Raw genomic sequence first — 25,313 nt, forward strand, 5'->3', positions numbered from 1 at the left:
GGTACCAGCGCCTTCCCGGGGGCGCCCATACGGTCCGGTGACCTCACGATCACCGTACGTTCCAGGACTGACAGTCAGTCCCGGGTTTTCCTCAGCTGTGCTTGCGCTTGATGCCGCCCAGGTACTTCCGGGCGGTTCCTGCGGTGAATCCGGCGGACCCGTGCAGCAGCTCCGCGAGCTTGCTTGCCGAGAGGGACCGCTGTTCCGGCGGCAGCTGAAGGTAGAGGTGTTCCAGCAGCTCAACGCCCGCCAGACCCTCCGGCGCCGTCTCCGTCTCCGGGGCCAGCTCCGCCTCGTCCTCGTCCAGGCCGGACACCTCGTCCAGGGCCTCGTCCGGCACGAAGGGCACGCCCTGGCCGTTGCCAATTGGCGACTGGCCCGCCGTCCCGTCCGTCAGCGGCAGCTGCGGGTCGAAGCCGCCCCACTCGGGGGCGTCGACCCGGGCCTGCACCACGAGCGGCCGCCCGCCGTCACGGGCCGCCACGGGCACCGCAGCGCCCGCCTGGCTGTCAGCGCCGTGCGGGTCGTACCCGCCCCGGTAGGCCGCCTCCGGGCCAGTCCACCCGTACACCTCGTGCGGCCCGGGTGCGGGCTGCGCAAGGCCCGGCGCAGGCTCCGGCTCGGGGTGACCGGCCGTCTTTTCCACCGCCGTGGTGTCCAGCGCCTCGTCCTGGCCGTAGTGCTCGGTCCGGTCGACGTTGACCGGCTCCAGCTCCGGTACGGACGACCCCGTGGCAGTCGTGGGCAGTTCCTCGCGGACCTCGTCACGGTCGAGGCGTTCCAGTTCTGCAGGTACCGAAATTCCGGCAGCCTCCAGGCCCGCCGGCGCGGTCTCCCGGAGCGGCACTCCGTACCGGGCCAGACGCAGCGGCATCAGCGCCTCCACCGGGGCCTTACGACGCCAGGCGCGGCCGAACCGGGCGTGCAGCCGGGCCTGGTAGATCATTCGGTCCTGTTCGAGCTGCACCGCGCGCTCGTAGCTGCGGACCTCCCAGAGCTTCATGCGGCGCCACAGCCTGAAGGTGGGCAGCGGGGAGAGCAGCCACCGGGTGATCCGGACGCCCTCCATGTGCTTGTCGGCGGTGATATCCGCGATCCGGCCGACAGCGTGCCGTGCCGCCTCCACCGCGACGACGAACAGGACCGGGATCACCGCGTGCATGCCGACACCCAGCGGGTCGGGCCAGGCGGCCGCGCCGTTGAAGGCGATCGTGGCGGCCGTCAGCAGCCACGCCGTCTGGCGGAGCAGCGGGAAAGGAATCCTGATCCAGGTCAGCAGCAGGTCGAGCGACAGCAGCACGACAATGCCCGCGTCAATGCCGATGGGGAACCAGTACGAGAAGTCCCCGAACCCCTTCTTCTCCGCGAGTTCGCGCACCGCCGCGTACGAGCCGGCGAAGCCGATACCGGCGATGATCACGGCACCCGCGGCAACGAGGCCGATCAGCAGTCGGTGCACCCGGGTGAGTTGGGGTACCGCCCTAGTTTCGCCCTGATCAGCGGCGTCTTCTGGTGGGTCAGCGGCCCTACCCTGGTGATGACGCATTTAGGTCTCTCCTTCTCGCGTCGTGCCTCAGCGGTGGTCCTACGCACCGCTGGGGCGTTTCCCTAGGCGCCGTGGCGCCGCAGGTAGTCGTCCAGCGCCTGATCGACCAAGTCCTGCAGGTTCAGGTCGTGGCCGGCGGCATAGAGCTTGGCCCGGCGCCTTACCGACACCCGGACACGTGCGGAGAAGTTGACCCGCTCTTCCGCGCCTTCGGTCTCCACAGCGTTGTCCTGTGGTTCGCCCTGCTTCGGCACTTTCGCTCCCGTAGTGGGTCGGTCCAATGTCGCGATCACCCTAGGCCCCTCCTGGCTTCGTAACTTGCTGGCTTGTAGAGCAACTGTACTGCCATCAAGCCAGCTTGCCAACATGCTTGAAAGAATGCTTTCAAGCATGTTGACAAGCTGGCTGAGGGGGAGGTTAATGGAAGTGCGAGAGGGCCGGGGTTGGCGCCCCGGCCCTCTCCACCCGGACGAGCGTTCCAGCGCTCCCCGGGCTTGGGAAACCCCTAAACCCAGAGAGGGATCTCCGTGAGCAAGTCTCGCAGCCGCACCCGCGGCTTCTCCATCCCGGCCCCCGCGCCGCGCCCGCAGCTGGTGCTGATCGGCAAGAAGGGGCCCGCCTTCACCGGCACCTGCCCGGACTGCGACGGCTTCCAGACCGTCGTCATCCGGCGCAACGGCCAGGCCGTCACCGTCCGCTGCACCTGCCAGCTGGCGGTGGGCGCATGACCGAGCAGGAGCAGGCACAGGCCGCCGCCCAGGCCCGCGCTGCCGCCGAGAAGGCGGAGGAAGCCCGTCGCCAGGCTCAGGCCGACCTGCAGCGCCACGGCCAGGCCGTGAGCGGGATCAGGGGGCGCAAGTGAGCAGCCGCCCGCCCCTGCCGGTCCGTCCGCAGCCGCACGAACGCGACGGACGTCAGCCGCAGCCGCAGCCCGCACGGCCGCACCCCGCCCGATAGGGCCCCGCGGGTCAGTCGCCACTGGACGACTGACCCGCCTCCCCTTGCTCGCCTTGATGGAGAGGCACGCACACCCATGTCTTTGATCGAACCCATCGCTACCGCAGCGCCGTTACTGGTCGGCTGGACCACCACCGGCCTGTTCTACCGGCGCCGTCTCGCCGCCGCCCGCCGTTGCCCGCTGACCCAGCTCCCCACCCGCGACGGATGGGAGAAGGCAGCGCTCCGGCGGACCCTTCGCGGCAACGCAGCCGTTGCCGTCATCGACCTGGACGGCTTCAAGGGCGTCAACGACACGTTCGGCCACGCCGCCGGCGACGCCGTCCTGAAAGCCACCGGGCACCGCCTCCACCTGTGGGCGGGCGCGTCGGACGGCACCGCCGGCCGTCTCGGAGGCGACGAATTCGCCCTCGTCATGTCCAGCGACGACTTCCAGACCGGCATCGAGCAGCTGCACGAACTGCTGACCGCCCCCGTGGACTGGCAGGGCCAGCAGCTGGAGGTCGGCGCATCGATCGGTGCCGTCCCGACGGACGGACTCACCCTGTCCGAGGCCCTGGCCCACGCGGACCAGGCCATGTACCAGGCCAAGGGCAGCGGCGGCCGCCGCGGTCCCCGCCGCCACCAGGCCGACGCCAAGACCTCCCCGGAGGTGACCCGGTGAGCGCCGCCCGTGAACGTCTGATCGCCGCCGCCGCCCTCGTCCTCTCCGTGCTGGTCATGGCGACCTCCGTGGAGATCGGGCGGAACCTGATCGAGGCCGGACTGACCGCCTTCACCGCGTACGGCACCGCCGTACTGGCCGCCGTTCTCGTCCTGCCCCTGCTGGGGCTGCCCGTGGGGCTGCGGCCCGTCCTGAAGGCCACGCGCACCGTGGTGACTGCCGCCGTGGTGACCGCCCTCGTCCTGTACGGGATGGGCAAGTCCCTGTGGTCGGTGATCGCATGATCCGCGCCCTGACGATCCGCCAGCCCTGGGCGGCCGCCATCGCCCATGCGGACAAGCGTGTGGAGAACCGGACCTGGCCCACCTCGTACCGGGGAGCCCTGCTCATCCACGCGGGCAAGACCGTGGACCGCCGCGCCGGCCGCCTGGCCAACGCCGTGGTGCGCGGGCTCCAGCTGGACCTGGGCGCCGTGCTCGCCGTCGCCCGGATCACTGGCTGCCACGGCAGCGCCGAGGAGAAGGCACCGTGCACCCCGTGGTCCGCCACGGGCCAGTTCCACCACGTCCTGGACGACGAGGTGACCGCCCTCCCGCTCCCGATCCCGTGGACGGGCGCACAGGGCCTGTGGGTGCCCCCGCCCGCCCTCGTGGACCGGGTCTGCCAGCAGCTGGACGCCGACGCCGCCCGCGCGCTGCGAGAGGAGGCCGGACCGTGCTGACCCGCCGCAAGGACCCCCGCCAGATGCGGGGCGGATGGCAGATGGACCTGTTCCCCGTCGAGCCGGAGCCCGCCACCACGGCGGGCCCGGCCCGGCCGGCGGCCGCCGACTGGGCCGAGGCCCACGGGCTGCAGCTGCAGACCGGCCCGCACGGGTCGGCCGTGCTCAGCCCGTGCGGCACCTACCGGTACCGGCTGGACCGGATCTGGAACGAGGACGCCGCACCGATGGTGTGGGTCATGCTCAACCCGTCCACCGCGGACCACACCGAGGACGACCCGACGATCCGCCGCTGCACCTCGTTCGCGAAGGCGGCCGGGCACGGCGGCATGGTCGTGGTGAACCTGTTCGCGCTCCGCTCAAAGGACCCGGGCCAGCTCCGACAGCACCCCGAGCCGATCGGCCCGTTCAACGAGGCCGCCCTGTTAGACGCCACCGACGACGCCGTACGCGTCGCGGCCGCGTGGGGCGACGTCAGCCGCCCCGAGCAAGCCGAGCAGGCCCGCGCCGTCACCGACCTGCTGACGGCTCACGGGCACGCCCTGGACTGCCTGGGGCTGACCAGCAAGGGACACCCCCGGCACCCGCTGTACGTCCGGGACGAGACCGAGCTGACCGCGTACGCCCCCCAGTCGCCAATTGGCGACAGCCGCCCGGGGGCCGCCACCACGGTGGTGGACTTGCACGGCCACCAGGGCGACCCCGCGTTCGCGGACGTGGTGTACGTGGGCCGTCGCATGAGCCAGGGCGGATGGCGCCTGCAGGCCCACCCGCTCGCCAACCCGTACCGGGTCGGGCGGGACGGCACCGCCGCCGAGGTGGTCGAGCGGTACGAGGTCTGGCTGGACGAGAACCCGGAGCTGGTGGCCCGCGAGCTGCCGAAGCTGCGCGGCCGACGGCTCGGATGCTGGTGCGGGCCCGGCCAGCCGTGCCACGCCCGCGTCCTGGCCGCCCGCGCGGACCGGGAGGTGGAGGCGTGAGCGAGGAGAAGGAGTTCAACCCCTGGCAGTGGGACCGGAAGAACGCCATGGCGGGCCACTCCCGGCTCACCGTCGAGCGGCACGGCCACGAGGTCACGCTGGACCACCAGGGCGTGTCCATCGACGGACAGCGGATCGTGCGGGACAACCCCGGCGCCGGAGAACACGGGTTCCAGATCACCCCGACCGGCCTCGTCATGTACCGCGGCCGGGAAGTCGCCGCCATCGACCCGCCGCAGTCCGGCACCGCCACCCCCGGCGAGGTGACCGTGTGGGGCAAGGACGGGCCCACCCTCCCCGAGCGCAGGCAGCGCGAGGAGGCCGAGCGCCAGCAGAGGGATGACCGGTACCGCGCCGACCGACAGCACAGCCAGCAGGAACCCATCCGTGGACAGGAGATGACGCTGTGACCGAGCAGCAGCAGAGCCCCGCGCCGTTCGATCCGGCGCTCTACCTGATCGAGCAGGCCCACCGGCAGCCCGTGCCCCCTACGTTCCGCCCCGCCCCGCAGCTGCCGCCCCGGCAGTCCGCCGGCCGCTGGCTGTGGGACCGCTTCGGACGCCTCGCGCCGGGCCTGGCCACCACGGCCATGTCCGCGCTCGCGTGGAGCTGGGGGCAGAACCTCCCGGACGGCTCCACCCGCCCGCTGTGGATCACGGGCACCCTGGCCGCACTCGCGGGCTGCGCCGGGTGCATCGCGGCCACCAAGCCCCACGGCGACAACGAGACCGTGCGCATGTCGTTCTCGGCGGCCGCCGTGCTGGCCGTCTCCGGGGTGACCGCCTGGACGCCGGACTGGCAGCTGGCCGCCCTGCTGTGGGCCGGAGCCACCGCCGCGGTGTACGCGGTGTGCGCCCCGCTGTGGCGCACCGACCGGCGCGAGGCCCGCGCCCAGGCCCACGAGCTGGCCATGGAGGAGACGAAGGGCGTCAACGAGGCCCGGGTGAAGGCGGTCGAGGTTTCCGGCGCCGTGGCCCAGGCTCAATGGGAGTACCGCCAGGAGCAGGCGAAGGTCGAGGCGATCGTGGCGGCCGCCCACGCCCGCCAGCAGCGCGCCATCCAGCCCGGCGAGGAACTGGACGTGCAGGCCCTGCTGAAGGCAGCCCACGTGGCCGAGCTGAACTGATCGAGCAGAAACATGGACCCCCGGCCACCGCCGGGGGTCCATCTGCGTTCCCGGGCATGGCAGCATCATGCGAGCAACGCCACCGCCGAGGGAGAAAGAAGCCCGCCGTGCTCATCGCCAACATCAGCCCACGCAGCATGGGCAAGACCACGGACACGGGCATGATGGCCCACGCCCTGCACGAGGTCGGCTACCCCGTCCGTGCCTGGGACGCCGACGAATCCCAGCACCTCACCCAGTGGTCGGACGCCGCCGGCGGCTTTCCCTTCCCCGTCGACAAGAACGCCACCGCCACCTTCGCGACCGACGTGACGCCGCTGAAGGACGGAATCGACATCGTCGACGTCGGCCACACCGAGAACCACCCGCACATCGCGGACAGCGTACTGAAGATCGCTGACCTGGCCATCGTGCACATGGAGCCCTCCATGGCCGACTGGCAGCGCGTCACCGAACCGCGCACCTCCACTCCCGTGGCCGAGATCGTCGCACGCTCCGCCTTCGCACGCCCCGACCGCACGGCCCCGCCGCTGTGGGTCCTGCTCAACCGCGTGCGGACCGGTGTCCGCTCCGCACAGGACATCCGCGGCTTGTTGCGCGACGCCGGATGGAACGTCTTCACCGTGATGGTCCCGAACCGCGACGAGTTCAAGCAGGCAACCGCGTTCAGCGTGGAACGAGCCTCCCGCGGGCCCTTCGGTGAGCTGGTCACGGAGATGGAGACGAAGGGGCTGATCAAGCGTGGCGAAGCGTAAGGACCTGCGGGCAGGTGCTGCGGCCACGGCCGCCACCCGCACCACGGCCCCGCCCGGTGCGAGCACGCCGGCCGCCTCCACGGGAACCGCCCTGGCCAAGTCTGAGCCGGTCGAGCCCGTCCGTCTTCGCGACCAGCCGTTCACGCTCGCGCACTGGGGCGCCACTCTGCCGGAGCGGGACATCACGCCCGAGGAGGCGAGCGGGCCGCTCAGCGCCGAGGAGCAGGAAGAGCTGGCCGAGTGCCACCGCGCGATCGACAACGCCCGCTCAGCCCAGTGGCTGCTGGGCCGCGCGCTGGAGATCGTGCGCCGCCGCCGTCTGTACCGGGGCGACGGTTCCCGCACCTGGCCGCAGTACCTGGCAGCCGAGCACGACGGCATGACCGAGCGCGAGGCCCGTCGGCTGCAGGAGGAATGGCGGCTGGCCAAGGCCGTGCAGGACGCGCTGGGCAAGCCCGCGCCGGCGTCCCACGTGCGCGCCATGCTCGACTACGCCGACAGCACCTCCGACGAGCAGGCCGCCCGCGACTACGTGATGCTCAGGACGGCGTTCGAGTCCGGGCACGTCCGCCTGGCCGCCCACCAGATCACGGCCCGCGTCGCCAAGGCCCTGGAGACGGCCGCAGCCGAGAAGGACCCGCAGCACCGCCGCCAGGCGGTCGCGCTCCACTGGCGTGAGCACCACGCACCGCAGCCGTCCATCCCGGGCCAGGCGAAGCCTGCCGACAACACTTCGCGGATTGCCTCACCGCTCAAGGAGGCAGCCGATCCCCTCGTGGCGGCCGCCGACGCGGCGGAGGGAGCGCTGGAGCGGCTGAACCAGGCGCTGCTGGACGAGGACGCCACCCTGCGACGGACCGCCGTCGATGCCGAGCACCTGCAGAAGCGGCTCCGCAAGGTCGGCCGCATTCTCGCGAAGGTCACCGTCCCGGCCGACGACATCGTGGACGCGGAGATCGTGGAGGACGGCCCCCATGGTTGAGGGGAACCCGGCAAATTTGCCGGGTTCCCCTCAGACACAGGCCGCAGCCCCAACCACGGGGCTGACAAGCCGCGCTTTTCAGCTCAAAGAGGTTGGCCGACGCGGGGGCGGCACCGCCCGCAACAGCTCCCACAGCGGACGCGAGCCCGCCGCCCACACGCCGAGCGTCTGACGGTCGACGACGTGGGGTTCCGAGTAGGAACGGACCAGGAAACCGGTGTTGCTGTCAGAAGTTTTGACAGGTGGTGATCCGGGCCGCGCCACCAGGACGGATGCGTTCCGGCCGTAGCGCGCCATCACGCGCCTCCTGAAGGATCATGCCTCCGGCTGGCCTCACCCGCTCCGCATGCTCCGGGGGCGTAATGCCGGACACTCCTGTATGAGGGTCGGCGTATTTCGCGCGGGCCATAGTGAGGGTGTTCGGCGTGCTTGAGGTCCCGCTCTGGCTGTGGGGGGCGTTCGCCGCGACGGTGGTCGTGTCGCTGGCGGTGGACCTGCTGTCCCACCGCACCGCGCACGTCATCGGCTTCAAGGAGGCAGCCGCCTGGAGCGGCCTGTGGGTGAGCCTCGCCCTGATCTTCGGCGCGGTCGTCTTCCTCGTCCTCGGCACGACGGCGGGCACCGAGTACACGACGGCGTGGCTGCTGGAGAAGAGCCTGTCGGTCGACAACCTGTTCGTCTTCGCCGTGATCTTCGCGTACTTCAAGGTGCCCCGCCCCTACCAGCACCGCGTGCTGTTCTTCGGCGTCATCGGCGCCCTCGTCTTCCGCGGGATCTTCCTCTCCCTCGGCGTGGCCGTGGTCAGCCGCTTCACCGCGGTGCTGTTTGCCTTCGCGGCGGTCCTCTTCTACAGCACCTACAAGCTCCTCAAGGACGAGGAGGAGAGCTTCGACCCGGGCAAGAGCTTCGCCGTACGGATGCTCCGCAAGATCATCCCGGTGCGGGACGAGTACGCCGGGGCGAAGTTCTTCGTCAAGGAGGCCGGCAAGCGGGTGGCGACGCCGCTGCTGGCGGTGGTCGCCGCGATCGAGGCCGCCGACCTGATCTTCGCCGTCGACAGCGTGCCCGCCGTCCTCGCGGTCAGCGACGACGCCTTCATCGTCTACACCAGCAACGCGTTCGCCATCCTCGGCCTGCGGGCCCTCTACTTCATGCTCGCCGGCCTGCTGGACCGCTTCCACTACCTGAGCAAGGGCCTGGCGATCATCCTCGCCTTCATCGGGGTCAAGCTCATCCTCCAGGCATCCCACAAGATGTTCAGCCCCGACATCCCGGAAATCCCCTCATCGGTCAGCCTCGTGGTCATCGTCGTCGTCCTGACAGGATCCGTGCTGCTCAGCATCAGAAGGCCGACCCCTCTAGGTGTTCTGGAACAGGCTGACGAACAGGACGCCGCCGCTGCCACCGAGCAGTCCCAGACGCCCAGCGCACTGCCCGTGATGGACCCTGAGCCCCCAACCGGTTCACCAGGCCAAGACGGTGAAGCCCACCCGCACGCGGGCCGGCAAGGAAGCGGGGCACTTCCCGACGCACCAGTACGGGCATATCGTAAAAAGATGGTCAAAATGAAGCGCAAGCCCGAAGCGTACGTGTGCCCGACCTGTAAGAAATCCGTGCCGGCCGCAGTCCACCGCCACAAGACCCTCGGCGTATTCGTCCCCGTGTGGGGCCCGGGCGCATGCCAGAACCACGACTGTCCCGACTTTCGGTTGGACCCCCACCGCAAGCACTCTCCGGCCCGGTAACGAAATCGGCAGCTCGGGCCCGTCACATCAGGCGGCCCACCGGATCCCCGCCGGGATCGTCGGCCAGCACGATCGCGGCCTTCACACGCTTGCCCACCGGCTCGCGCCGCACCGTGAAGCTGCGGCACACCGCCATCGCGATCTCCAGGCCATGCCGCCCGACCCGGCCCGGATCAGCAGGACAGGCCGCCGGCAGCGTCGGATCGGTGTCCCACACGCTGATCTCCACGGCACCGTCGCTGACCTCCAGGTTCAGCAGGCACGGCCCGGGCGCGTATTTGTATGCGTTGGTCTCCGGCGTCAGGGACCAACGGAACAGTGTTTAACGGTAGCGACGGTTCCGCTTCCGATCTCGCGCATACGACCGATTGTGAGAGCCGTTGTTACTGGCCAGCGCCAAGGCCGTTTGCCCAGGTCAGTTCTCGCAGAAGCCCTCTCACAACCGCGGAGTTCTGCGAGGCCGTTCTGAGAGACACTGACGGAGGGCTGCTACCTGCGGAAATCGGCTTAGCGTTACTGGCTGTCCCGCTGGTCCCCACGGCCGGCACCGCATCACCGACGCCGTCAGGACATGCGAGTTGGGCACCGAGCTGTTGACGCTGCGGACCCAGGTCACCGGATCGCGTGGTGCCCGGGAAGACGTCCAGCGACGTCTGGACGAAACTGTCGACAGCCCTACTCCCCTGACGCCCCAAGGGCTTTGGCCCCATCCCACGCTGTGGGATGTCGACAAACCATCGCCCGCCGCACGGGAATCACCAGGGAAAACCTGCGTGTTCTTGAATCACTCCCGCCTCGTGACCGATAAGATCCCCGCATGACAGGACGGGCAGGAGTGCAGCACAGGGGAAGGTCGACGGACTTCCCCGCCGACAAGTCCGTGCGCGCTCAGTGTGTCCTGCACCCAGGCGAAGACGTCCGTGTGGCGTACGAAGAGCTGGTGACCGAGATGGGTATCAGCGGCGCCGAAGTCCTTCGCGAAGCCCTGCGGGTCCTCCATAAGCGCGAGATCCGCCGTAAGGCGAGGCAAGCCCGCCAGCTCGCGGAAGGGGAGATGTCCCAGGCCGGATGACGACAACATCCGGACGTTTAAAGGCCCCGGCCTTACCAGCCAGGGCACTCACGACGTTCGGAGGGATCCCAGTCAGCAGATTGCTTTCCGAGGCCTTCTAGCTGAGATCCCCATCTTCTGCAGTTAGTACGCGAACCAGGTGTCGGGTTACCAAGCCGCCACCGAGCTCTCGTGTGCTCTCCCTCGCACTCAGCTCAAGGAGCTTTCGCATCGTAGCTCATCGCTGCGGTGTCGGCCCAGCGCGCCTTGAATCCGGTGTGTCCCTCTCGCCGGAGTCGACGCAGGTCACACCGCACTCTTTGGACCACAACCCCGCCGCCATCCTCCGGTTTCCCCAGATCAGCCTCACCATGTGGTACCGGGTCGCGGAACTGGCGTACGGGCGTGGCGTGCTGCCCGCGACGAAGTACCGCCTGGCCCGGTTCCTCTCCCAGCAGGAGCTGGACCCCGCGACCGGCCGCGTGGTCGGCCAGTGGGGCACGGGTCGCACGGACGGAGGCATGACTCTGGCCGCCCGCTACGCCTGGCAGTTCGGGGTAGGGGAGGACCGGTTCTGGGACGACCTGAAGGGCCTATACCGCTACGGGTTCGCCGCCCGGGTCGTGGCCCCGGCTCCCGGCCGGCGAGCCGTCTACGCCCTCGTGCTGCGAACCGACGCCATCCCGCAGGGCCTCCCGGACGACCTGGCCCAGCAGCTGAAGGTCTGGGACCTCCCGGAGTTCGAGGACCCCTACGAGGACGCCCGGTACGGCCACCTGACCGACGCCGCCGACGCCGCGGTGCTGTCCGGGGAACCCGCCGTCGTGCGCGTGGACGAGGAGGGCGCCGCCGAACTGGACGCCGCCCCGCGTTGGGAGCACCCGGCCGACTCCCCGGCGGCGGCCGCCGCCGAGGCCATCCGCCGCTCCGCCAAGGCCCTGGGCAAGGACGCCGGGCCGCAGGATCTGCGGTGCTGGGCCGTGGCCGACCGCGACCGCGCCGAGGCCCTGACTCACCGCCTGATGGCCAATGGCAAAACGTCCCCTCTTAACGCGAGGGGGGTTTCACCACTATCCGGTGTTCTTTCTACCGGTAGTTGGGGGCTGAGCTGGTCAAACGAGATGGGACAAGCAAAAACGACGCCTTCGGCGGCGCCTGGAAAGAAGCCTGCGTTCCTGTCCGGTGACGACCCCAGCGCCGTGGCAGACAGGGTGCTGCGGCGCGCGTGGCACGCCTGGCGGGCCCAACTGGGCCACGGGAAGGTTCTTCTGCCCTCCGGGCACTGGGACGAGCTGGGACGCTGGCAGGCGGCTTCCGCGTGGACCGACCTGCAGCGCACGGTCCGGATCGCACTGCGCCGCGCCACCGAGTACGAGGTGGTCGAGCTGCTGTCCAGCAGCGTGGCCGGGGTGGACGACGTGGGTCGCCTGGCCGCGTGGAGGCTGTGGCGCCTGATCAACGCCCGGCGCAACGCCCACGGCTACGGCGGCCGCCGGCGGGCCGTCGCCCAGGCCGACCACGTCACGAGGTGGGACCACGTCCCGACCGCCGTTGCCGAGCGGGCCCGCATCACGGCCACCCCCGCCGCCACGGAGGACCTGCACGACCGCCAGGCCGAGCTGCGCGAGCAGGAGCGCCGCCGCGAGGCCGCGCGAATCGCGGCGGAGGCCGAGCTGGCACGGGAAGCCGAGCGGGCCGAACTCTCCGGTCGCTGGGGGCTTGACCGGTACGACCCGCGCTCCGAGCAGGACCAGCCGCGCCGCTGGGCATCCCGCGAGCCCGAGCACCTGCACGAGGAACAGATGGAGAACCGCCGCCGTCTCGACATGCCCCTGACGAGGTCGAGCAACGAGGAGACGTATCGGGCGGCCCTGGCCAGGGCCCGAGCCGAGAAGCACCTCCGGCGCCGCAGTTGACGTTCTTGGGGTACCGGTAAGAAGCCAGTCAGGGGCCGCAAACGGCGGTGAGAGGGCCTCTGTCGATACGGGGTCCCAGTAGTTGGGGTGCCGGTAAGAACGCTGTCACCAGCCGCAAACAACTACCGGCCACCTCCACCACCGATACGCCATGATGTCCCCCTCAACTCGCGTAATCCCCGGGGGACTCATGCACCGCCGCACCATCGCCATCCTCGCCGCCGCCGTCATAGCCGTCGCCGGGGCCGTCACCGGCCTCGTCATCTGGCTGTCCCAGCCCTCCTACGACGACATCGCCGACAACTGCGTGGCCGCACTGACGGAGCGTGCCGACGGCGACACCGCGAAGCCGGAGGCCTGCGACGGGCTCACCGAGGACGACTACGACGCGCTGGTGCTGTCGCACGTCCTGGGCGACCTGGGCTGGACGGACGACGAGGGCAACTTCGACAAGAACAAGATGCTCGAGGACACCCTGAACGACAACTGAAGCGCGGCGCTCCCGGGCGGGTCTCGTGCCTGGGGGCGCCGGCCTGCCGCGGCCCGGCACGTCAGCCCCACCCGTACGCCATGATGGCCCCCAACTCGCACACTCCCGGGGGGAACCATGCGCATCCGCACCACCACGGCCGCCGCCATCGCCGTCCTCGCCCTCACGCTCACCGCCTGCGGCAGCAGCGGCAGCGGCGGCGGCAAGCCCGAGCCGGCCGCGACCACCAGCAGCCCGACGGCCACCGCCACGCCCACGGCGACGCCCTCGCTCAGCCAGGCCGAGATCTCCCGTCTGTGCAGCGTCGCGGTCGCCGAGGCCGCGCCCGGGTGGGAGGACTGGGATTTCGACCTTGCCATCTGGCAGGACGATCCGCGGACGCCGGAGGTGTGCCAGTCCTTGGCGGATGAGGAGTTCCCGCCTCGGGGTGCCGTTAACGAGCGGCGACCCAAGTGACAAGTAACCCGCTAGTAACTTTCGGAGTGACGCGCCTTCGGTCCGGGATCACCGGCGCCCGCAAGATGTCCATCCAGCACGGTGGAGCAGGTTTGTTGCAGCCCTCCGAACGTTCGGGTTCTCGTCCTGCAGAAGCTCGCGGGCTGCCGCGCCGTAGGTTGTTTCGTCGTTGCTGACCTGAAGCAGGTGCACCAGAGCTCGACGTCGAACCCAGTGGTCCGGATCCTTGAGCGCCGACGCGAGCACCGGGGCAGCCTCGCTGTCGAGCTCGGCCAGGGTCCGTGCCGCGCCCATCCTCACTCCCCGGTCGGGGTCGTCGGCCAGCGCCTGGACCAATACGTCCCGAGCGCGATCGGTGAGGGGTAGACGTCCGCCCAACGTGTAGGTGGCGGCTCGTCGTTCTTCAGGGGATCCCGAGGTGGTCAGGATGTCGATGAGCTCGTCGGAACGTCCGTGTCTCTGGCCGCGGAAGTCGGGGATGAGCCGGGCCTCCCGGCAGCGTGTCGAGCCAATGCTCGTACCAGGTGAGGAAATGGGGCTGGGGATGGAAGACCGGAGCTATGGTGAGGTCTCCGAGGTTGGCATCGAGGAGGCGGCCTCTGGCGGGTCCCGAGACGACCAGCAGTGTCATCTCCAGGCAGCCGCGATGGACGACGGTGTGGGTGCCGGCGTACGGGTTTTTCTGCGCGTCGCAAAGCCGGGCCCAGTCGGCGGCGACGGAGTCGGTCGGCTCCAGCGCAAAGACGTGCCCGAGTTGCTGACTGGGGTCAGGGATGTCGTGGGCGGACCAACGCGTCAGAGGGAGTAGTCCGTAGTCGGGTCCGATGCCTCCGTTGCCGATCTCGCGCAGGAACGTGCGATAGCTACGGGGAAGCCGGGCGCCGTGTGCTGTCTCGTAGGCGACCACTCGTTCTTCGCTGAGGGGGGCGCCCAAGCGTTGACCACCGGGTGCCCGCACAAAGGTTCGCGGGCGAGGAACGGGCTCCGTGCAGGCAGCGGCCAGTTTGGCTCGGATGCGGGCGACGATGTCGTCCATGACTGCTTCTTCCAGGAGGCGGCATCACCTGATGGGAGGCCGCGTTGGCCGACATCCTATTCAGGGAGACTTCCCGGGCCAGATCCGACCGTCCTTCCCGACCTCCTGGCCGTGTTCGTTTGGGGATCCCCCAACGAACAGTCGTGATCTTGCCTGATGGGAGCGGGTGGCCAGGGCGGACGCCGTCTCATTTAGGGTGTCCGGTGATCTGTGCGGTCAGCGGGGGCCATCCGTACACTCGGGGGCTGTGAACGAGTCCATCGGCTACGCCAGGTGCAGTCTCGACGAACAGGACCTGACCGCCCAGCGCGGCATCCTGCTCGGCCTCGGCGTCGCAGAGGACCGCATCTACCTCGACCACGGACTTACCGGAACCAACCGCGACCGTCCCGGGCTCGACCAGGCGCTGGCCGCCGTACGGGCCGGCGACACCCTCGTCGTCCCCAAGCTCGACCGTCTCGCCCGCTCCGTGCCCGACGCCCGCGACATCGGTGATTCCCTCACCGCCCGCGGCGTCAAGCTCTCGCTGGGCGGCACCCTCTACGACCCAGCCGACCCGATGGGCAAGATGTTCTTCAACATCCTGGCCACCTTCGCCGAGTTCGAAGTCGACCTGCTGCGGATGCGCACTCGCGAGGGCATGGCCGTCGCCAGGGCGAAGGGGAAGCTGAAGGGCAAGCAGCCCAAGCTGACGGCCCGCCAGCAGGCTCACCTCGTCAAGGAGCACGCTTCCGGCGAGCACACGATCGCCGACCTCGCCGAGCTGTTCAGCGTCAGCCGGGCGACGGTGTACCGAGTCCTCGAACGCGCCCGCGACAACGCTTGAGCGACTGTGTCACTTTCTCGGGGCGGCGTTTCTCGATGACTTCGGGAGGCGCTCCGGATGCCTATGAGTGAGCGACATCGATGAGTTTCGATGTCGCTCATGTGCGCGCCTTGTGGTCTTTGAGGGTTCCAGATGATCGAGGTTCCGTTACCGACGGTGCGCTGTCCTACTTGTCGCTGATCAGCAGCAGTGACTTGCCCACGGTGGTGCGTGCGGCCAGGGAGCGGTGGGCTTCGGCGGCCTGCTCCAGCGGGTAGGTGGCACCGATCGCTGGGCGCAGGCGCCCTTGGGCGGCGCGTTCCAGCGCCAGGCCCAGCAGTTCCCGGACAGTCTTCTGATTCGGTGGGCCGTCCATGAGCGGCATGTGCAGCCGTATGCCCCGGTGTGCGGCCGACTCCCGGTCCGGGGCGGCGAAGCCGTCGGCGGTGCCGTAGGTGACGAACCGTCCGCCGTCCGCAAGAGCATCCACGGTGGCCGTACCGAGCGCCCCGCCCGCGCCGTTGTAGACGAGTGCGGCACCGCCGCCGGTCGCCTCGCGCACCTGCTCGATCCAGTCCGCTCGCGTGTAGTCGACGACGGCCTCGGCACCCAGCTTGCGGGCCAGGTTCAGCTTGGCGTCGCTGGATGCGGCGGCCACCACCCGGGCTCCGGCGTCGACGGCCAGCTGCACCAGCAGTGCCCCCGCCCCACCGGCCGCCGCCGAGACCAGCACCCACTCGCCCCTCTGCGGCGCGCCCAGCCGGTGCAGGCTGAGCGCGGTCACGCCGTCGTGCACCAGTGCGGCCGCCGTCGCGGCGGCCAGCCCGTCGGGGATCGGCATGACCTCTTCCTCGCCTGCGACGATCTGTTCGGCGTAACCGGTGCCGGTTCGTACGGCTACGCGCCGGCCGACCCATGCCGGGTCCACTCCGTCACCGACTGCCAGTACCTTGCCCGCTCCGCCGCCGCCCGGCACGTACGGCAGCGTCCGGGGGAAGAAGTCCTGGCCCCAGCCACCGCGCAGCAGGGTGTCCAGGAAGATGACGTCGGCCGCGGCCATGCCGACGATGACCTGGCCGGGGCCGGGCACCGGGTTGGGCAGGTCCACCGGGGTCAGCACCTCTGGAGCGCCGAACGAGGCCACCTGGATCGCACGCATGAGCAGCACCCTTCGCTGGAGACAGCATCCCGCTCAGTCTTCGACCTCAAGTCCGGTCGAGGTCAAGGTGCTCCTCTGTGAGTTGCCCATACGGCCCCTCAGCGGGAGAAGCACGAGGAGCCTCCCACCGCAAGCCCCCGAGTGCCGCCATAACAAAGCGGCATCCACGAAGCCAGTCAGCAGGCGCCTCCCACAGTCATCGACAAACGACTCCCGAAGATGTCCGCATAGCCAGCTTGAGATCAGCACAGAGCGCGCTCACCAGGCAGAACACCGCCATTTGGGGCTGGTGACAGGCTCGTTAATGGCACCCGGACGAGGGACAACTGGTGCGCGAGCCGGCGGTTGTCCCTCCCTGGTGACTGCGGGACCAGGACACTACGGGGCCCCTCAACTACAGCGTCAGATGGACCAAGCCGAAGGTAGGAGCAGGCCAGTCGGCAGGGTCGATCCGGTTGGGGGAATCAGGCCAGACGGTGCTGTACCGTCAGCGTCGCTGAAGTCGACCGTGCCGCCGGAGAAGTCCGCCCCGCCGAAGTTGACCGTGCCGCCGGAGAAGTCCGCCCCGCTGAAGTCGATCGTGCCGCCGGAGAAGTCCGTACTGAAGGCGATGAACTGGCTGATCGCCCAGCGGCCGAAGTCGACGGTGCCGCCGGAGAACTCCGCCCCGCCGAAGCTGACGGTGCTACCGGAGAACTCCGCCCCGCTGAAGTCGACGGTGCCGCCGGCGAACGTTGCTCCACCGAAGCTGACGATGCCGCTGGCGAAGACCGCCTTGTTGAAGCTGACGGTGCCGCCGGCGAACGTTGCTCCACCGAAGCTGACGGTGCCGCTGGAGAACTCCGCCCAGTTGAAGCTGACGGTGCCGCCGGCGAACGTTGCTCCACCGAAGCTGGCCGTGCCGCTGGCGAAGACCGCCTTGTTGAAGTCGACGGTGCCGCCGGCGAACGTTGCCCCACCGAAGCTGACGATGCCGCCGGCGAAGACCGCCCCGGAAAAGTCTCCGCCGTCAAAGGTGACGTTGGTGAAGTCGAAGTCGTGGCCCTGCCAGGAGTGCGGGTGCTCAGAGGCGAGGCGGAGGTGGTCGCGGAGGAGTCGGACAACGGTGTGCCGGACTTCCCGCAGGGCCAGGTAGGCGTGCCGGGCTCCCGCGTCGTCCGCCGGCAGGTCGGGCTCGGCGGTGTAGGGCAGGCGGAGGTAGGAGCACAGGACGTCGATGCAGGTCTGGCGCAGGGCACGGGTGGGAGCGTCGTCGGCGAGGCCGGCCAGGGCGTGCACGCCGCCGAGGCGGACGGCCGCGGACTCTTCGCCGAGCTGGGATACGGCAGTGGTGAAGCGCTCGGTGTGCAGGCGGGTGGCCTCGCGCAGGGCGCCGTCCTCGTCGACGCGCTGGCGACGGTAGGCGACGACCAGGGCGACCAGGGCGCCGGCCCCGGCGACCACGCCGAAGGACAGCTTCACCAGGTCGAATAGCGTCTTGGAGTCGATGCGGTGCTCGGGCTTGAGTTCCCGGGCACCGAGCAGGTCCCACCCGGTGTAGAACACCGCGGCGGCCACCAGCACCGCGGCGGCGAAGGACAGGGTGAGCACGCGGCCGACCGGCCACAGGCGCAGCCCCCGCCGTTCCGCCCGGCGCTGCAACGTAGGTATTCCCATACCCGATCAGGACTGTTACCGGGGCGAGGTGGTTGCAGCCGCCGTGCCCGCGTGACGGCGGTGGGTCGGGCGCCGTGGTGTGGGCTCCGGATAAGCTCACGTATCGGGGAACCAGACGACACAAAGCGCGGCACGGAAAAAGCCGCATGACGGGCACTCAGGGGAGAGCTATGACAACTGCGGACCTGTCGGTCACGACGAGCGGCACCCCGCGCCCGCCGGCCACCCGGGCACCCGCGCGGTTCGACCCGGCGACCGAGGCCCGGCTGAACCGGCTCGACCACGAGGCGACCGCCCACGTCGAGAACAGCCGCCCCGAGCGCACCCGCACCGGCTACGCCGCGGACTGGAACGCGTGGCTCCGGTTCTGCGCGGACGCCGACCTGCCCCCGGCCGCCGTCCGCACCGGCACCCTGGTGGCGTTCGTGGAATGGTGCTGGCACCAGCCCGCCCGACCCCCGAAGCCCGGGCAGGAACCGGGGCAGCTCACCGCCCCCTCCACCATCGACCGCCGCCTGTCCGGCGTCGTCGTCACCGCCCGCCGCCAGCTCAAGCTGCAGCTGGCCGAGGACGTCGCCGAGGAGGCCCGCGCCCTGCTCAAGGCGAAGATCAAGGAGATGGAGAAGGCCGGTCAGACCCGCGGCCGGGGCCCGGCGCCCGCCCTGCTCGTCCGGCACATGGAGAAGATCGCCGCCACCCTGCCCCGCAACCGGTTCGGGATCCGGGACCTGTCGCTGATGACGCTGCACTTCGCCATCGCCGGCCGCGAGCACGAACTGGCCTACCTCCGGGTACGCGACATCACCGAGGACCCCGAAGGCCGCGGGCTCATCGTGGACGTCCGGGTGTCCAAGGTCGCCCCCCGCACGGTCGCGGTCCCCTTCGGCTCACGCGCCCACCTCTGCCCCGTGCGGGCCTGGCGCCGCTGGAAGCAGGAACTGGGCGAGGACGTCGACCCCGACAGCTTCGCGTTCCGCGCGGTGCACAACCGCTGGAAGACCATCCTGCCGAGCGGGCTCGACCCCGTGACCATCGGCGACATCCTGACCCGCATCGGCCTCCGCGCCGGGCTGGACATCCGGCCCACCGGGCACAGCCCCCGCCGCGGACTGGTCACCGAGTCCTCCCGCGCCGGCAACCCCGACGCCGTCATGGAGAGGCAGGGCGGATGGGCCCCCGGCTCCACGGTCATGCGCCGCTACCGCGAGGAAGACGAGGCGTTCAAGGAGAACGCCCTGCACGGGGTGCTGTAGAGCGGCGGGGCATGTCACCTGCGTTCCCGGGGCTGCCCGGCACGTTGATGGATTCCGGTTCACTGGTCGCCGTGAATCTACGCAGTCAACGGGTTCTCAGACTGCAACCTTGTGGGCCAAAAATGAGTACGGATTCGATACTGCTGCTCAATGACCTGCTCTTTCAGCGCTCCCGGTCCTCGACGGGGGTGTTTGGTGGTCTGGATCTACCACTTCCTCCGGCACCGGTGAAGAGGGGGTGCGGGACGAGCGGTCGGCATTCGGCCGGACCGCACGGCTAGGGGCATGCTCTTCGCGGGGGCGCCGCCGGGGCGCCGGCGGAGGGGAGCGGGAGCCATGGCGGAGCGAGTGATGACCCGGGACGAGTCGATCGAATACCTGCTGCGGCGCTCCCAGCGGCGCGACGACCTTTTCCCGATCCGTCAGCAGTTCATCCGGACTCGCGTCCAGAGCCAGCACGGAGAACCGACCACCGGGCCGGGGCCCCTGTCCAAGCTGCTGCGGGCCCCCCATGCCCTGGAGTTGCTGCTGCTGGTCTATGCCGTCACCACCAGCGGCGACTTCGGCGTCACCGAGCGCTCGCAGCTGTGGGGGCGCGCAGCCGGCATCTACATGCTCCCCGACCAGAGGGCGAGCGTGGCGGTGTCCCGTCAGTGGCAACACCTGGAGAAGCTGGGTCTGATCGAGCGTCGGCAGCACGGCCACCTCAAGCGCATCGTCAAGCGCCGAGAGTGCGGGCGGGTCGGGGGGATCACGCTGCCCTACACCGCCCCCACCGGCACCAAGAACGACGTCTACTTCCGGGTCCCCTTCTCCTACTGGCGCGACGGCTGGCACGAGAAGCTGGGGATGCCCGGCAAGGCCGTCCTGCTGGCCGCGATGAGCAGGCGGAGAGAAACCTTCACCCTCCCGCAGGACACCCGCGGCGCCCAGGCGCTGGGCCTGGGCCGCCACACGATGGCGCGCGGCATCGAGGAGCTGCTGGACCACAAGCTGCTGGTGAGGGCCGGGCCCAACGAGGTGGTGAACGCGCGCACCATGCGCGGCTTCGAGTGGGTGCACACCTATCAGTTGGCCGCGCCGTTCGACGTGAACCTGAGCAACTCCGAGATCGAGCGCCTGAAGACTGAGCAGCTCGAACTGGTGCCACCGGGGGGCGACGCCGACGGGCAGGCCGGGCAGCCGGGATGACCGCCGACCACTCACGACCGCAGGGCCGAGGACCGCCGGACGCGACCGCCGACCAGTGGAACCGTGCCGCCAGCTACGTCTGGCGGCTACATGATCGACGCGCCGCGGACCGGCGCCGTGATCCGGTTCGACCCTGCGGAACGTCGACGCGAAAGAGGGTTCGCGCCTCAAGTCGGCACGGGCAACACACAACGCGTGTACGTGACTTCGGTCACGCCCTGGAGGACGCGATGGTCGCCCAGTTGCCATCTCGGCGGCCGACCGGAACTGTTCTGAGCTGCGCGAATACCGACTGGCGGTGCTCGGGACGGAGCGCAACAACCACGCTACACAACCGCCGGAAAAGTGTTCCCCCCGCTCGAGCCTGACGGGCTTTCGAGACGCCCGAAGGTACCGGTGGCGTTACAACGGCTCTACCGGCACTGCGTACGCTTCTGCTCTGACCAACAGCGCGGTGAAACAAGGACATCCGGGCCGAGATCGACGCCGGTTCCGGTTGCCAAGAATCACCACCCGCGCCAACGGGACGTTGTCGGTCACCACGTAGTCCGATGCCCGTCCTCGACACCAGGAGGCAAAAACAGTGACCCCCCGCGCCAACGGGGGGCCACCTACGTAGTCCGACAGCCCGCCACCCGACTCGTGCTCCTGCCAGAAGCCGACATCAAGATTGGATCGAAGCCATCAGCGCTGGAATCGAGACTAAGGGGCTGCACGCCCTGAAGTCACACAGGGGGACTCCATTGCGTCTCTTCCCCCACAGGATGCCCTCTGCCGTCGCCTCCTTCGGCGGTGACCGGTGATGCTGACCCTCCTCGTCGGCCTCGCCTTCGGCGGGGCCGCGGTCTACGCGGCCTACCGAGACCAGAAGCTGGGGGCAGCCATAGTGGTCGGCCTCACCGTGGTGACCGTCTTCTTCCTCCTCATTGAGAAGGATCCATCCGCAGCCACACCGCAGACGGTGGCCCCGTCGACGCTCATGCCGACGTCGGCGCCCCCCGCGCAGTCGGGCTCGCCCACCCCGTAGGAGACCCTGCCCATGCGCGTGCCCGTTCCACGGGCACGCGCGGCAGCCTTGGCTCGTGCCCCGTCACCGTGGTGTGCAGAGCGCGAGCCACGGACACGTCACACCCGCTTCAGGCAGGTGGACGGCACCTGACCGCCGCCAGCACGAGCTGCAGCTGGCCGAGGACGTCGCCGAGGAGGCCCGCGCCCTGCTCAAGGCGAAGGTCAAGGATGGACGGCCCCGGCGTCGATGCCCTGGCCACGGGGCCTGGGAGGGCTTCGTCCTGGCCCCGCCCTCGGACCCGACCGGCCGGGTGCCCGCGCGGGCAGCGGCTGAGGATCACACCAGCCGCAGTACCGGCCGGCTGTCCGGCATCCCCAGCAACTCCCTGACTCGCGCCATCGGCCAGGCCAGTTCCTGGGCCAGCTCCCGTACGCTCAGCCCCGTCTCCTGGACCGCCAGATCGAAGGCCTGGGACAGCAGGACCGGCTGTTCCCCCGGGTAGCCGGTGACCGGCTCCGCGGCGAAACCGGACTGGCCGTCCAGGGCTCGCAGTCGCTGGTACGTCCGGCTCGCCGTGGCGTCGGAGATCAGGCCCAATTCGCGGCAGCGGTACACCAGGGAGTGCACGGACACGCCCCAGGTCCGGCGCAGGCCCGCCAGGTGCCCCAGGTCCATCCGGCGCGGCAGCAGGGGCAGGATGCTCGCCTGCGGTGTGAGAAACTCCGCGGCGAACGCGTCCGCCTCCCGCTCCTGCCGGCTGTCGCCCGTGGCGTTGCCGTGCAGCACCAGGTGGCCGAGTTCGTGGGCCGCGGTGAAGCGGTGACGGTAGACGTCGTTGGCCCGGTTCCTGGTGAGCACCACCAGCGGGCGCGCCGAGCGCGAGGAGAACGCATCGACCGTCGCGGCGGCGGCATCGGCCTCCGCCGGCAGCACCACTACGATGCCGTGCGCCTCCATGCGCCGCACGAGATGGGTGACCGGACCGTCCCCGAGGCCCCACTTACGACGCAGTTCCTGGGCGGCGGCGGTCGGCTCCGACGGCAGCGCCACCCCGGGATGCACCTCGCCGCCGGCGAAGCCTGGCAGGTCCACGGGCGGCAGCTGCACCCGCCGCTCCAGCGCGTAGGTCAGCTCCCACACCTGCTCGGCGAACGCCAGGGCCCGCTCGCGCTGCGCCTTCGGCGTGCTGCGCAGGCTGCGGAAGTGCGCCATCGACGCGTCCAGCCGCTGGCCGGGCAGGCCCGCGAGGAAGAACTCCACCGGCACGTCAAGGACCTTGCCCAGCAGCGGCAGCAGGTCCGGCCGCGGACGGGAGACACCCGTCTCGTACTGGCCCACCGCGGCCGGGGTGACGCCGACGTGCTCGGCCACGTCCTTCTTGGTCAGGCCAGCCAGGCGGCGTGCCTGGGTGAGCCGGGCGGGGTCGAAGGCTTCGGAGATCGCGCGGGGGGTGGCGGAGCGATCGTCCAGCCCGGGGAGGACCGGGTGGTCAGTTGGCATCGTTCTCGTTCGTCAGTGGCTTGATGGGAGTGGGTTCGCTGACCGGCGGGACGTCCAGCTTCCGCTCCGCAGCGGGGCGCGGCGCCAGTGCGACGATGGGCTGCTCGCCCTCGTCGAAGCCAGGGTGTCCGGTCAGCTGCGGGGGGATGGTGAGCTTCGGGGTCGGTGCCTCCGGCAGGGGCAGCGGTTCGGGGTCGATGGTCCACTCCAGCGTGCCGGTCTCGTCCGCCAGCGCCGCCACTCCCCAGTAGGGCTTGAGGAGTCCGGCCGCGTTGCAGGCGAACGGCACGAGGACCAGACGCGTACCCTCCGGCAGGGCGGCCAGTCTCGGCCGCAGTTCCACCCCGCTGGGGTCGAACGCGTACTCCCCGAAGAGGTCCGCCTGCTGTGAGGGCGGCGCGAAGGCGAACAGCTCCCGGATCACCGACCACACGTTCTGGATCCGCGCGGTGCGCGGACTGGCGTCCTTCTTGGAGAAGCAGAACGGGTAGAGCAGCCCGTTGCCGACGCGCACCAGCTCGAACTGGAAGCCGTTGGGCTTCACCAGCTGGGCGCCCGGCAGGTCCGCCAACTGCGCGCTGACCCGCTCGAAGGCCCCGCGATAGCGCGCGATCCCGTGCACCTGCGTGGAGGACACCTCGGCTTCCTGTTGCGAGGAGCGTGCGTTGGCCTGCATGTCGACCAGCGCCTGGCCGATCCGCTCGCGCACGTCCCGCGCCGTCTTTTCGTCGTGGAACAGCTCGGTGGCCCAGGCGGAAACAGGGATCCCCATATGGCTGATCCTTCCGGTTCAGCGCTTCACCTTGAAGCGTGCGGACATTGCTACCACTTTAGTTGATCTCAATCAACTTGCACGTGTGCTTTCGTAGAACAGCTCGAAGTGAGCTGAACACCCTTGTTGGACATCGAAAGTCGGGTCCAGCCGGGCGTATCGATGTCCGGGCGCCGCTGTCCAGCAACCGATCGGTTCCTGAACAGCGGCCGACCCGGCAGCTCGGGAGCATTTCGTGTGTCCGACAAGGGGGTCCGCTCAGTCAGCTGCCGTGCGTTTCTTCGGTATACGCACCACACGCCGCGGGCCAGGTTTGATCACGGCCGTCTCGTTGAGGCGGTCTAGATCGAGGTAGTGGACGTTGCGGACGTGGACGACCTCGAAGCCGGTGGGGTTGATGGGGCGCCGCTTCGTGCGCACGAGTCCGGCGTCCGCGAGTTCTCGGAGGCCTTTGCTGCGGGTGTCCTCGCTGAGCGCGAAGCGGCGTTCTGCGTCCTTGGGGCTGAACCACAACGCCTCGTCGTTCGACGCGGGCCCGCGTTCGCACAGCAGCGCGAGGAACATCGCGACGCCGGCACCGGACAGCACGGTGAGGTACCCACTGGTCCAAAAAGCCCGTGGGATCTGGACGTAGCGGTGGACGATCGCCCCGAAAACGGTCTCGGTAGCCTCCTTACGGGCTGCGGCCCCGGGGGCCACGTAGGGCTGACCGGTGCCGCTCTCATCCAGGACCACGACCTGGTTGGGGCGCCCCATCTGGGAGACGATCTCGATGAACTGGTTCTCCTCCAGCCACGCCTGTGCGTCACCGATCCGCCGGGCGCCGGCCGTGGCCGGATCGCGAAGGTCAAGCAAGGTCGCCCAGGCCCGGTTCGCGAAGGTGAGGCCCTGGGCCGTGTCTTCCTTCTGCATCCAGAGATAGCTCAGAAACAGCTTCAGCCGGACCTGGCCGCCCCGGCCGCCCCGGAGCATCCGTGCCAGCGGAGGCGGTGGATCGTCGGGGTGGGCCCGCTGGACGAAGCTGTAGCGCAGCTGGGCCCTGTTCCGTCCGTAGCGGGCGGCGTTCTCCGCCGCCTGCAGTGCTCCGTTCGACGGGGAGCGCTTCGTCTGGGCAGTTGGGTTTTCCGCTTGCACCCGGTCACCTCTCGTAGAGTCAGTAGAGATAAGTAATTCCTAGTTACGTAGTCCCGGCTTCTAAGGTGGGGGTCATCCGCTGTAAAGGTACCCCCCTCACTGGGTAAGAGCGTGTCACACGGGGTGCAAGGGTGGGGGTCTGCAGGGTTGTTGGGCGAAGAAGACACTGGCGGTTCTCCGGCCGGTCCGTCTATCTTTGAACCAGAGCAGCTGATGTTGAGGGCGGGACGGGTGGTGTCCCTACTCCCGTTCTCCTGACTGCAGCTGACTCAGTGTCACCACGGTTCACGTAGTCCGACGGTTCGTTGTCCCCGAGATAGGTTGCGGCCGGCGGATGGCGGAGGGAGCAGACGAGGTTGTGTCTCCTCGTCTCCCTCCCCTGTGGTCTCGCCGCGTGAGGGTCCAGGGA

Annotated in this window: 27 protein-coding genes and 3 pseudogenes; 19 read left to right on the plus strand and 11 right to left on the minus strand. The window is 69.7% G+C overall.

The window, feature by feature from the left end; all coding sequences use genetic code 11:
• Positions 1-91: 91 nt before the first annotated feature.
• Together WJ438_RS40645 and WJ438_RS40650 are read right to left on the minus strand one after the other, a co-directional pair.
• Positions 92-1,459 carry a DUF2637 domain-containing protein gene (locus WJ438_RS40645; protein ID WP_341485520.1) on the minus strand — a complete coding sequence of 456 codons (1,368 nt, stop codon included), beginning with the start codon at positions 1,457-1,459 and terminating at the stop codon, positions 92-94.
• 149 nt (positions 1,460-1,608) lie between these two features.
• Entirely contained in the window at positions 1,609-1,800 is a 192-nt protein-coding gene (locus WJ438_RS40650; protein ID WP_406730005.1) for a hypothetical protein, read from the minus strand.
• Positions 1,801-2,073: 273 nt separating this feature from the next.
• Here WJ438_RS40650 and WJ438_RS40655 point away from each other — a divergent pair, with 273 nt between their 5' ends.
• From WJ438_RS40655 to WJ438_RS40700, 10 genes are all read left to right on the plus strand, one after another.
• Positions 2,074-2,274 (plus strand): hypothetical protein, encoded by a 201-nt coding sequence (locus WJ438_RS40655; protein ID WP_341485522.1) that lies wholly within the window; start codon positions 2,074-2,076, stop codon positions 2,272-2,274.
• Positions 2,271-2,408: a hypothetical protein gene (locus WJ438_RS40660; protein WP_341485523.1), complete on the plus strand. Its 138-nt coding sequence runs from the start codon at positions 2,271-2,273 to the stop codon at positions 2,406-2,408. The genes WJ438_RS40655 and WJ438_RS40660 overlap by 4 nt, the downstream gene beginning before the upstream one ends.
• 171 nt (positions 2,409-2,579) lie before the next feature.
• A complete protein-coding gene (locus WJ438_RS40665) occupies positions 2,580-3,167 on the plus strand; it encodes a GGDEF domain-containing protein (protein WP_341485484.1) in 588 nt (195 codons plus the stop codon).
• Positions 3,164-3,451: a hypothetical protein gene (locus WJ438_RS40670; protein WP_341485485.1), complete on the plus strand. Its 288-nt coding sequence runs from the start codon at positions 3,164-3,166 to the stop codon at positions 3,449-3,451. The genes WJ438_RS40665 and WJ438_RS40670 overlap by 4 nt, the downstream gene beginning before the upstream one ends.
• Positions 3,448-3,888, plus strand: a complete 441-nt coding sequence (locus WJ438_RS40675; RefSeq protein ID WP_341485486.1) for an ASCH domain-containing protein — start codon at positions 3,448-3,450, stop codon at positions 3,886-3,888. Before WJ438_RS40670 ends, WJ438_RS40675 begins: the two co-directional genes overlap by 4 nt.
• Complete coding sequence (locus tag WJ438_RS40680; protein ID WP_406729995.1) at positions 3,882-4,868, plus strand: DUF1643 domain-containing protein; 987 nt, start codon at positions 3,882-3,884, stop codon at positions 4,866-4,868. Before WJ438_RS40675 ends, WJ438_RS40680 begins: the two co-directional genes overlap by 7 nt.
• Positions 4,865-5,278, plus strand: coding sequence for a hypothetical protein (locus tag WJ438_RS40685; protein ID WP_341485488.1), 414 nt, complete (start codon positions 4,865-4,867; stop codon positions 5,276-5,278). The genes WJ438_RS40680 and WJ438_RS40685 overlap by 4 nt, the downstream gene beginning before the upstream one ends.
• A complete protein-coding gene (locus WJ438_RS40690; protein ID WP_341485489.1) occupies positions 5,275-5,994 on the plus strand; it encodes a hypothetical protein in 720 nt (239 codons plus the stop codon). Before WJ438_RS40685 ends, WJ438_RS40690 begins: the two co-directional genes overlap by 4 nt.
• Before the next feature lie 107 nt (positions 5,995-6,101).
• Positions 6,102-6,749, plus strand: coding sequence for a plasmid partition protein (locus WJ438_RS40695; protein WP_341485490.1), 648 nt, complete (start codon positions 6,102-6,104; stop codon positions 6,747-6,749).
• A complete protein-coding gene (locus WJ438_RS40700) occupies positions 6,736-7,731 on the plus strand; it encodes a hypothetical protein (protein WP_341485491.1) in 996 nt (331 codons plus the stop codon). The genes WJ438_RS40695 and WJ438_RS40700 overlap by 14 nt, the downstream gene beginning before the upstream one ends.
• A gap of 78 nt (positions 7,732-7,809) precedes the next feature.
• Here the strand turns inward: WJ438_RS40700 and WJ438_RS40705 are convergent.
• Positions 7,810-7,917, minus strand: a pseudogene (locus WJ438_RS40705) (restriction endonuclease); the annotation flags it as partial.
• 239 nt (positions 7,918-8,156) lie between these two features.
• Here WJ438_RS40705 and WJ438_RS40710 point away from each other — a divergent pair.
• Positions 8,157-9,089, plus strand: a pseudogene (locus WJ438_RS40710) (TerC family protein); the annotation flags it as partial.
• Positions 9,090-9,498: 409 nt separating this feature from the next.
• Here the strand turns inward: WJ438_RS40710 and WJ438_RS40715 are convergent.
• Positions 9,499-9,768: pseudogene (locus WJ438_RS40715) on the minus strand (ATP-binding protein); the annotation flags it as partial.
• A gap of 525 nt (positions 9,769-10,293) precedes the next feature.
• Here WJ438_RS40715 and WJ438_RS40720 point away from each other — a divergent pair.
• The 4 genes from WJ438_RS40720 (at position 10,294) to WJ438_RS40735 (ending at position 13,389) form a co-directional block, all read left to right on the plus strand.
• On the plus strand, positions 10,294-10,548 hold the full coding sequence (locus WJ438_RS40720) for a hypothetical protein (RefSeq protein WP_406729996.1): 255 nt from the start codon (positions 10,294-10,296) through the stop codon (positions 10,546-10,548).
• 299 nt (positions 10,549-10,847) lie between these two features.
• The gene (locus WJ438_RS40725) at positions 10,848-12,443 is read left to right on the plus strand and encodes a hypothetical protein (protein WP_341485494.1); all 1,596 of its coding nucleotides are present in this window, start codon (positions 10,848-10,850) and stop codon (positions 12,441-12,443) included.
• A 190-nt stretch (positions 12,444-12,633) separates the two neighbouring features.
• On the plus strand, positions 12,634-12,933 hold the full coding sequence (locus WJ438_RS40730) for a hypothetical protein (protein WP_341485495.1): 300 nt from the start codon (positions 12,634-12,636) through the stop codon (positions 12,931-12,933).
• 117 nt (positions 12,934-13,050) lie between these two features.
• Complete coding sequence (locus WJ438_RS40735; RefSeq protein WP_341485496.1) at positions 13,051-13,389, plus strand: hypothetical protein; 339 nt, start codon at positions 13,051-13,053, stop codon at positions 13,387-13,389.
• Positions 13,390-13,437: 48 nt separating this feature from the next.
• Here the strand turns inward: WJ438_RS40735 and WJ438_RS40740 are convergent, their stop codons facing one another.
• Together WJ438_RS40740 and WJ438_RS40745 are read right to left on the minus strand one after the other, a co-directional pair.
• On the minus strand, positions 13,438-13,902 hold the full coding sequence (locus tag WJ438_RS40740; RefSeq protein ID WP_406730006.1) for a HEAT repeat domain-containing protein: 465 nt from the start codon (positions 13,900-13,902) through the stop codon (positions 13,438-13,440).
• On the minus strand, positions 13,793-14,425 hold the full coding sequence (locus WJ438_RS40745) for an SMI1/KNR4 family protein (protein WP_406729997.1): 633 nt from the start codon (positions 14,423-14,425) through the stop codon (positions 13,793-13,795). The genes WJ438_RS40740 and WJ438_RS40745 overlap by 110 nt, the downstream gene beginning before the upstream one ends.
• A 247-nt stretch (positions 14,426-14,672) precedes the next feature.
• Here WJ438_RS40745 and WJ438_RS40750 point away from each other — a divergent pair, with 247 nt between their 5' ends.
• Positions 14,673-15,251: a recombinase family protein gene (locus WJ438_RS40750; RefSeq protein WP_076978217.1), complete on the plus strand. Its 579-nt coding sequence runs from the start codon at positions 14,673-14,675 to the stop codon at positions 15,249-15,251.
• Positions 15,252-15,417: 166 nt separating this feature from the next.
• On the opposite strand, the gene WJ438_RS40755 is transcribed toward WJ438_RS40750, so the two are convergent.
• Both WJ438_RS40755 and WJ438_RS40760 read right to left on the minus strand, forming a co-directional pair.
• The gene (locus WJ438_RS40755; protein ID WP_341485498.1) at positions 15,418-16,389 is read right to left on the minus strand and encodes a zinc-binding dehydrogenase; all 972 of its coding nucleotides are present in this window, start codon (positions 16,387-16,389) and stop codon (positions 15,418-15,420) included.
• 402 nt (positions 16,390-16,791) lie between these two features.
• Complete coding sequence (locus tag WJ438_RS40760) at positions 16,792-18,045, minus strand: pentapeptide repeat-containing protein (RefSeq protein ID WP_341485499.1); 1,254 nt, start codon at positions 18,043-18,045, stop codon at positions 16,792-16,794.
• A gap of 170 nt (positions 18,046-18,215) precedes the next feature.
• Between WJ438_RS40760 and WJ438_RS40765 the strand changes: the two genes are divergently transcribed.
• The 3 genes from WJ438_RS40765 (at position 18,216) to WJ438_RS40775 (ending at position 21,516) form a co-directional block, all read left to right on the plus strand.
• Positions 18,216-19,298, plus strand: a complete 1,083-nt coding sequence (locus WJ438_RS40765) for a tyrosine-type recombinase/integrase (protein WP_341485500.1) — start codon at positions 18,216-18,218, stop codon at positions 19,296-19,298.
• A gap of 336 nt (positions 19,299-19,634) precedes the next feature.
• Complete coding sequence (locus WJ438_RS40770) at positions 19,635-20,489, plus strand: hypothetical protein (RefSeq protein WP_341485501.1); 855 nt, start codon at positions 19,635-19,637, stop codon at positions 20,487-20,489.
• Positions 20,490-21,291: 802 nt separating this feature from the next.
• Entirely contained in the window at positions 21,292-21,516 is a 225-nt protein-coding gene (locus tag WJ438_RS40775; protein WP_146232351.1) for a hypothetical protein, read from the plus strand.
• 318 nt (positions 21,517-21,834) lie between these two features.
• On the opposite strand, the gene WJ438_RS40780 is transcribed toward WJ438_RS40775, so the two are convergent.
• The 3 genes from WJ438_RS40780 to WJ438_RS40790 all read right to left on the minus strand — a co-directional run bounded on the left by WJ438_RS40780 (position 21,835) and on the right by WJ438_RS40790 (position 24,904).
• Entirely contained in the window at positions 21,835-22,998 is a 1,164-nt protein-coding gene (locus WJ438_RS40780) for an XRE family transcriptional regulator (RefSeq protein WP_341485502.1), read from the minus strand.
• Positions 22,988-23,770 (minus strand): hypothetical protein, encoded by a 783-nt coding sequence (locus WJ438_RS40785; RefSeq protein ID WP_341485503.1) that lies wholly within the window; start codon positions 23,768-23,770, stop codon positions 22,988-22,990. Before WJ438_RS40785 ends, WJ438_RS40780 begins: the two co-directional genes overlap by 11 nt.
• Positions 23,771-24,028: 258 nt before the next feature.
• Positions 24,029-24,904: a hypothetical protein gene (locus tag WJ438_RS40790; RefSeq protein ID WP_341485504.1), complete on the minus strand. Its 876-nt coding sequence runs from the start codon at positions 24,902-24,904 to the stop codon at positions 24,029-24,031.
• Positions 24,905-25,313: the final 409 nt, after the last annotated feature.

It is taken from the genome of Streptomyces sp. GD-15H (assembly GCF_045291515.1).
Taxonomy (GTDB): domain Bacteria; phylum Actinomycetota; class Actinomycetes; order Streptomycetales; family Streptomycetaceae; genus Streptomyces.

Excerpts from the sequence above, each read along its gene's own strand:
- WJ438_RS40660 (WP_341485523.1), top strand. The coding sequence starts at position 2,271 with ATGACCGAGCAGGAGCAGGCACAGGCCGCCGCCCAGGCCCGCGCTGCC.
- WJ438_RS40665 (WP_341485484.1), top strand. The coding sequence starts at position 2,580 with ATGTCTTTGATCGAACCCATCGCTACCGCAGCGCCGTTACTGGTCGGC.
- WJ438_RS40675 (WP_341485486.1), top strand. The coding sequence starts at position 3,448 with ATGATCCGCGCCCTGACGATCCGCCAGCCCTGGGCGGCCGCCATCGCC.
- WJ438_RS40720 (WP_406729996.1), top strand. The coding sequence starts at position 10,294 with ATGACAGGACGGGCAGGAGTGCAGCACAGGGGAAGGTCGACGGACTTC.
- WJ438_RS40730 (WP_341485495.1), top strand. The coding sequence starts at position 12,634 with ATGCACCGCCGCACCATCGCCATCCTCGCCGCCGCCGTCATAGCCGTC.
- WJ438_RS40735 (WP_341485496.1), top strand. The coding sequence starts at position 13,051 with ATGCGCATCCGCACCACCACGGCCGCCGCCATCGCCGTCCTCGCCCTC.
- WJ438_RS40745 (WP_406729997.1), bottom strand. The coding sequence starts at position 14,425 with ATGGACGACATCGTCGCCCGCATCCGAGCCAAACTGGCCGCTGCCTGC.
- WJ438_RS40755 (WP_341485498.1), bottom strand. The coding sequence starts at position 16,389 with ATGCGTGCGATCCAGGTGGCCTCGTTCGGCGCTCCAGAGGTGCTGACC.
- WJ438_RS40760 (WP_341485499.1), bottom strand. The coding sequence starts at position 18,045 with ATGGGAATACCTACGTTGCAGCGCCGGGCGGAACGGCGGGGGCTGCGC.
- WJ438_RS40765 (WP_341485500.1), top strand. The coding sequence starts at position 18,216 with ATGACAACTGCGGACCTGTCGGTCACGACGAGCGGCACCCCGCGCCCG.
- WJ438_RS40770 (WP_341485501.1), top strand. The coding sequence starts at position 19,635 with ATGGCGGAGCGAGTGATGACCCGGGACGAGTCGATCGAATACCTGCTG.
- WJ438_RS40775 (WP_146232351.1), top strand. The coding sequence starts at position 21,292 with ATGCTGACCCTCCTCGTCGGCCTCGCCTTCGGCGGGGCCGCGGTCTAC.
- WJ438_RS40780 (WP_341485502.1), bottom strand. The coding sequence starts at position 22,998 with ATGCCAACTGACCACCCGGTCCTCCCCGGGCTGGACGATCGCTCCGCC.
- WJ438_RS40785 (WP_341485503.1), bottom strand. The coding sequence starts at position 23,770 with ATGGGGATCCCTGTTTCCGCCTGGGCCACCGAGCTGTTCCACGACGAA.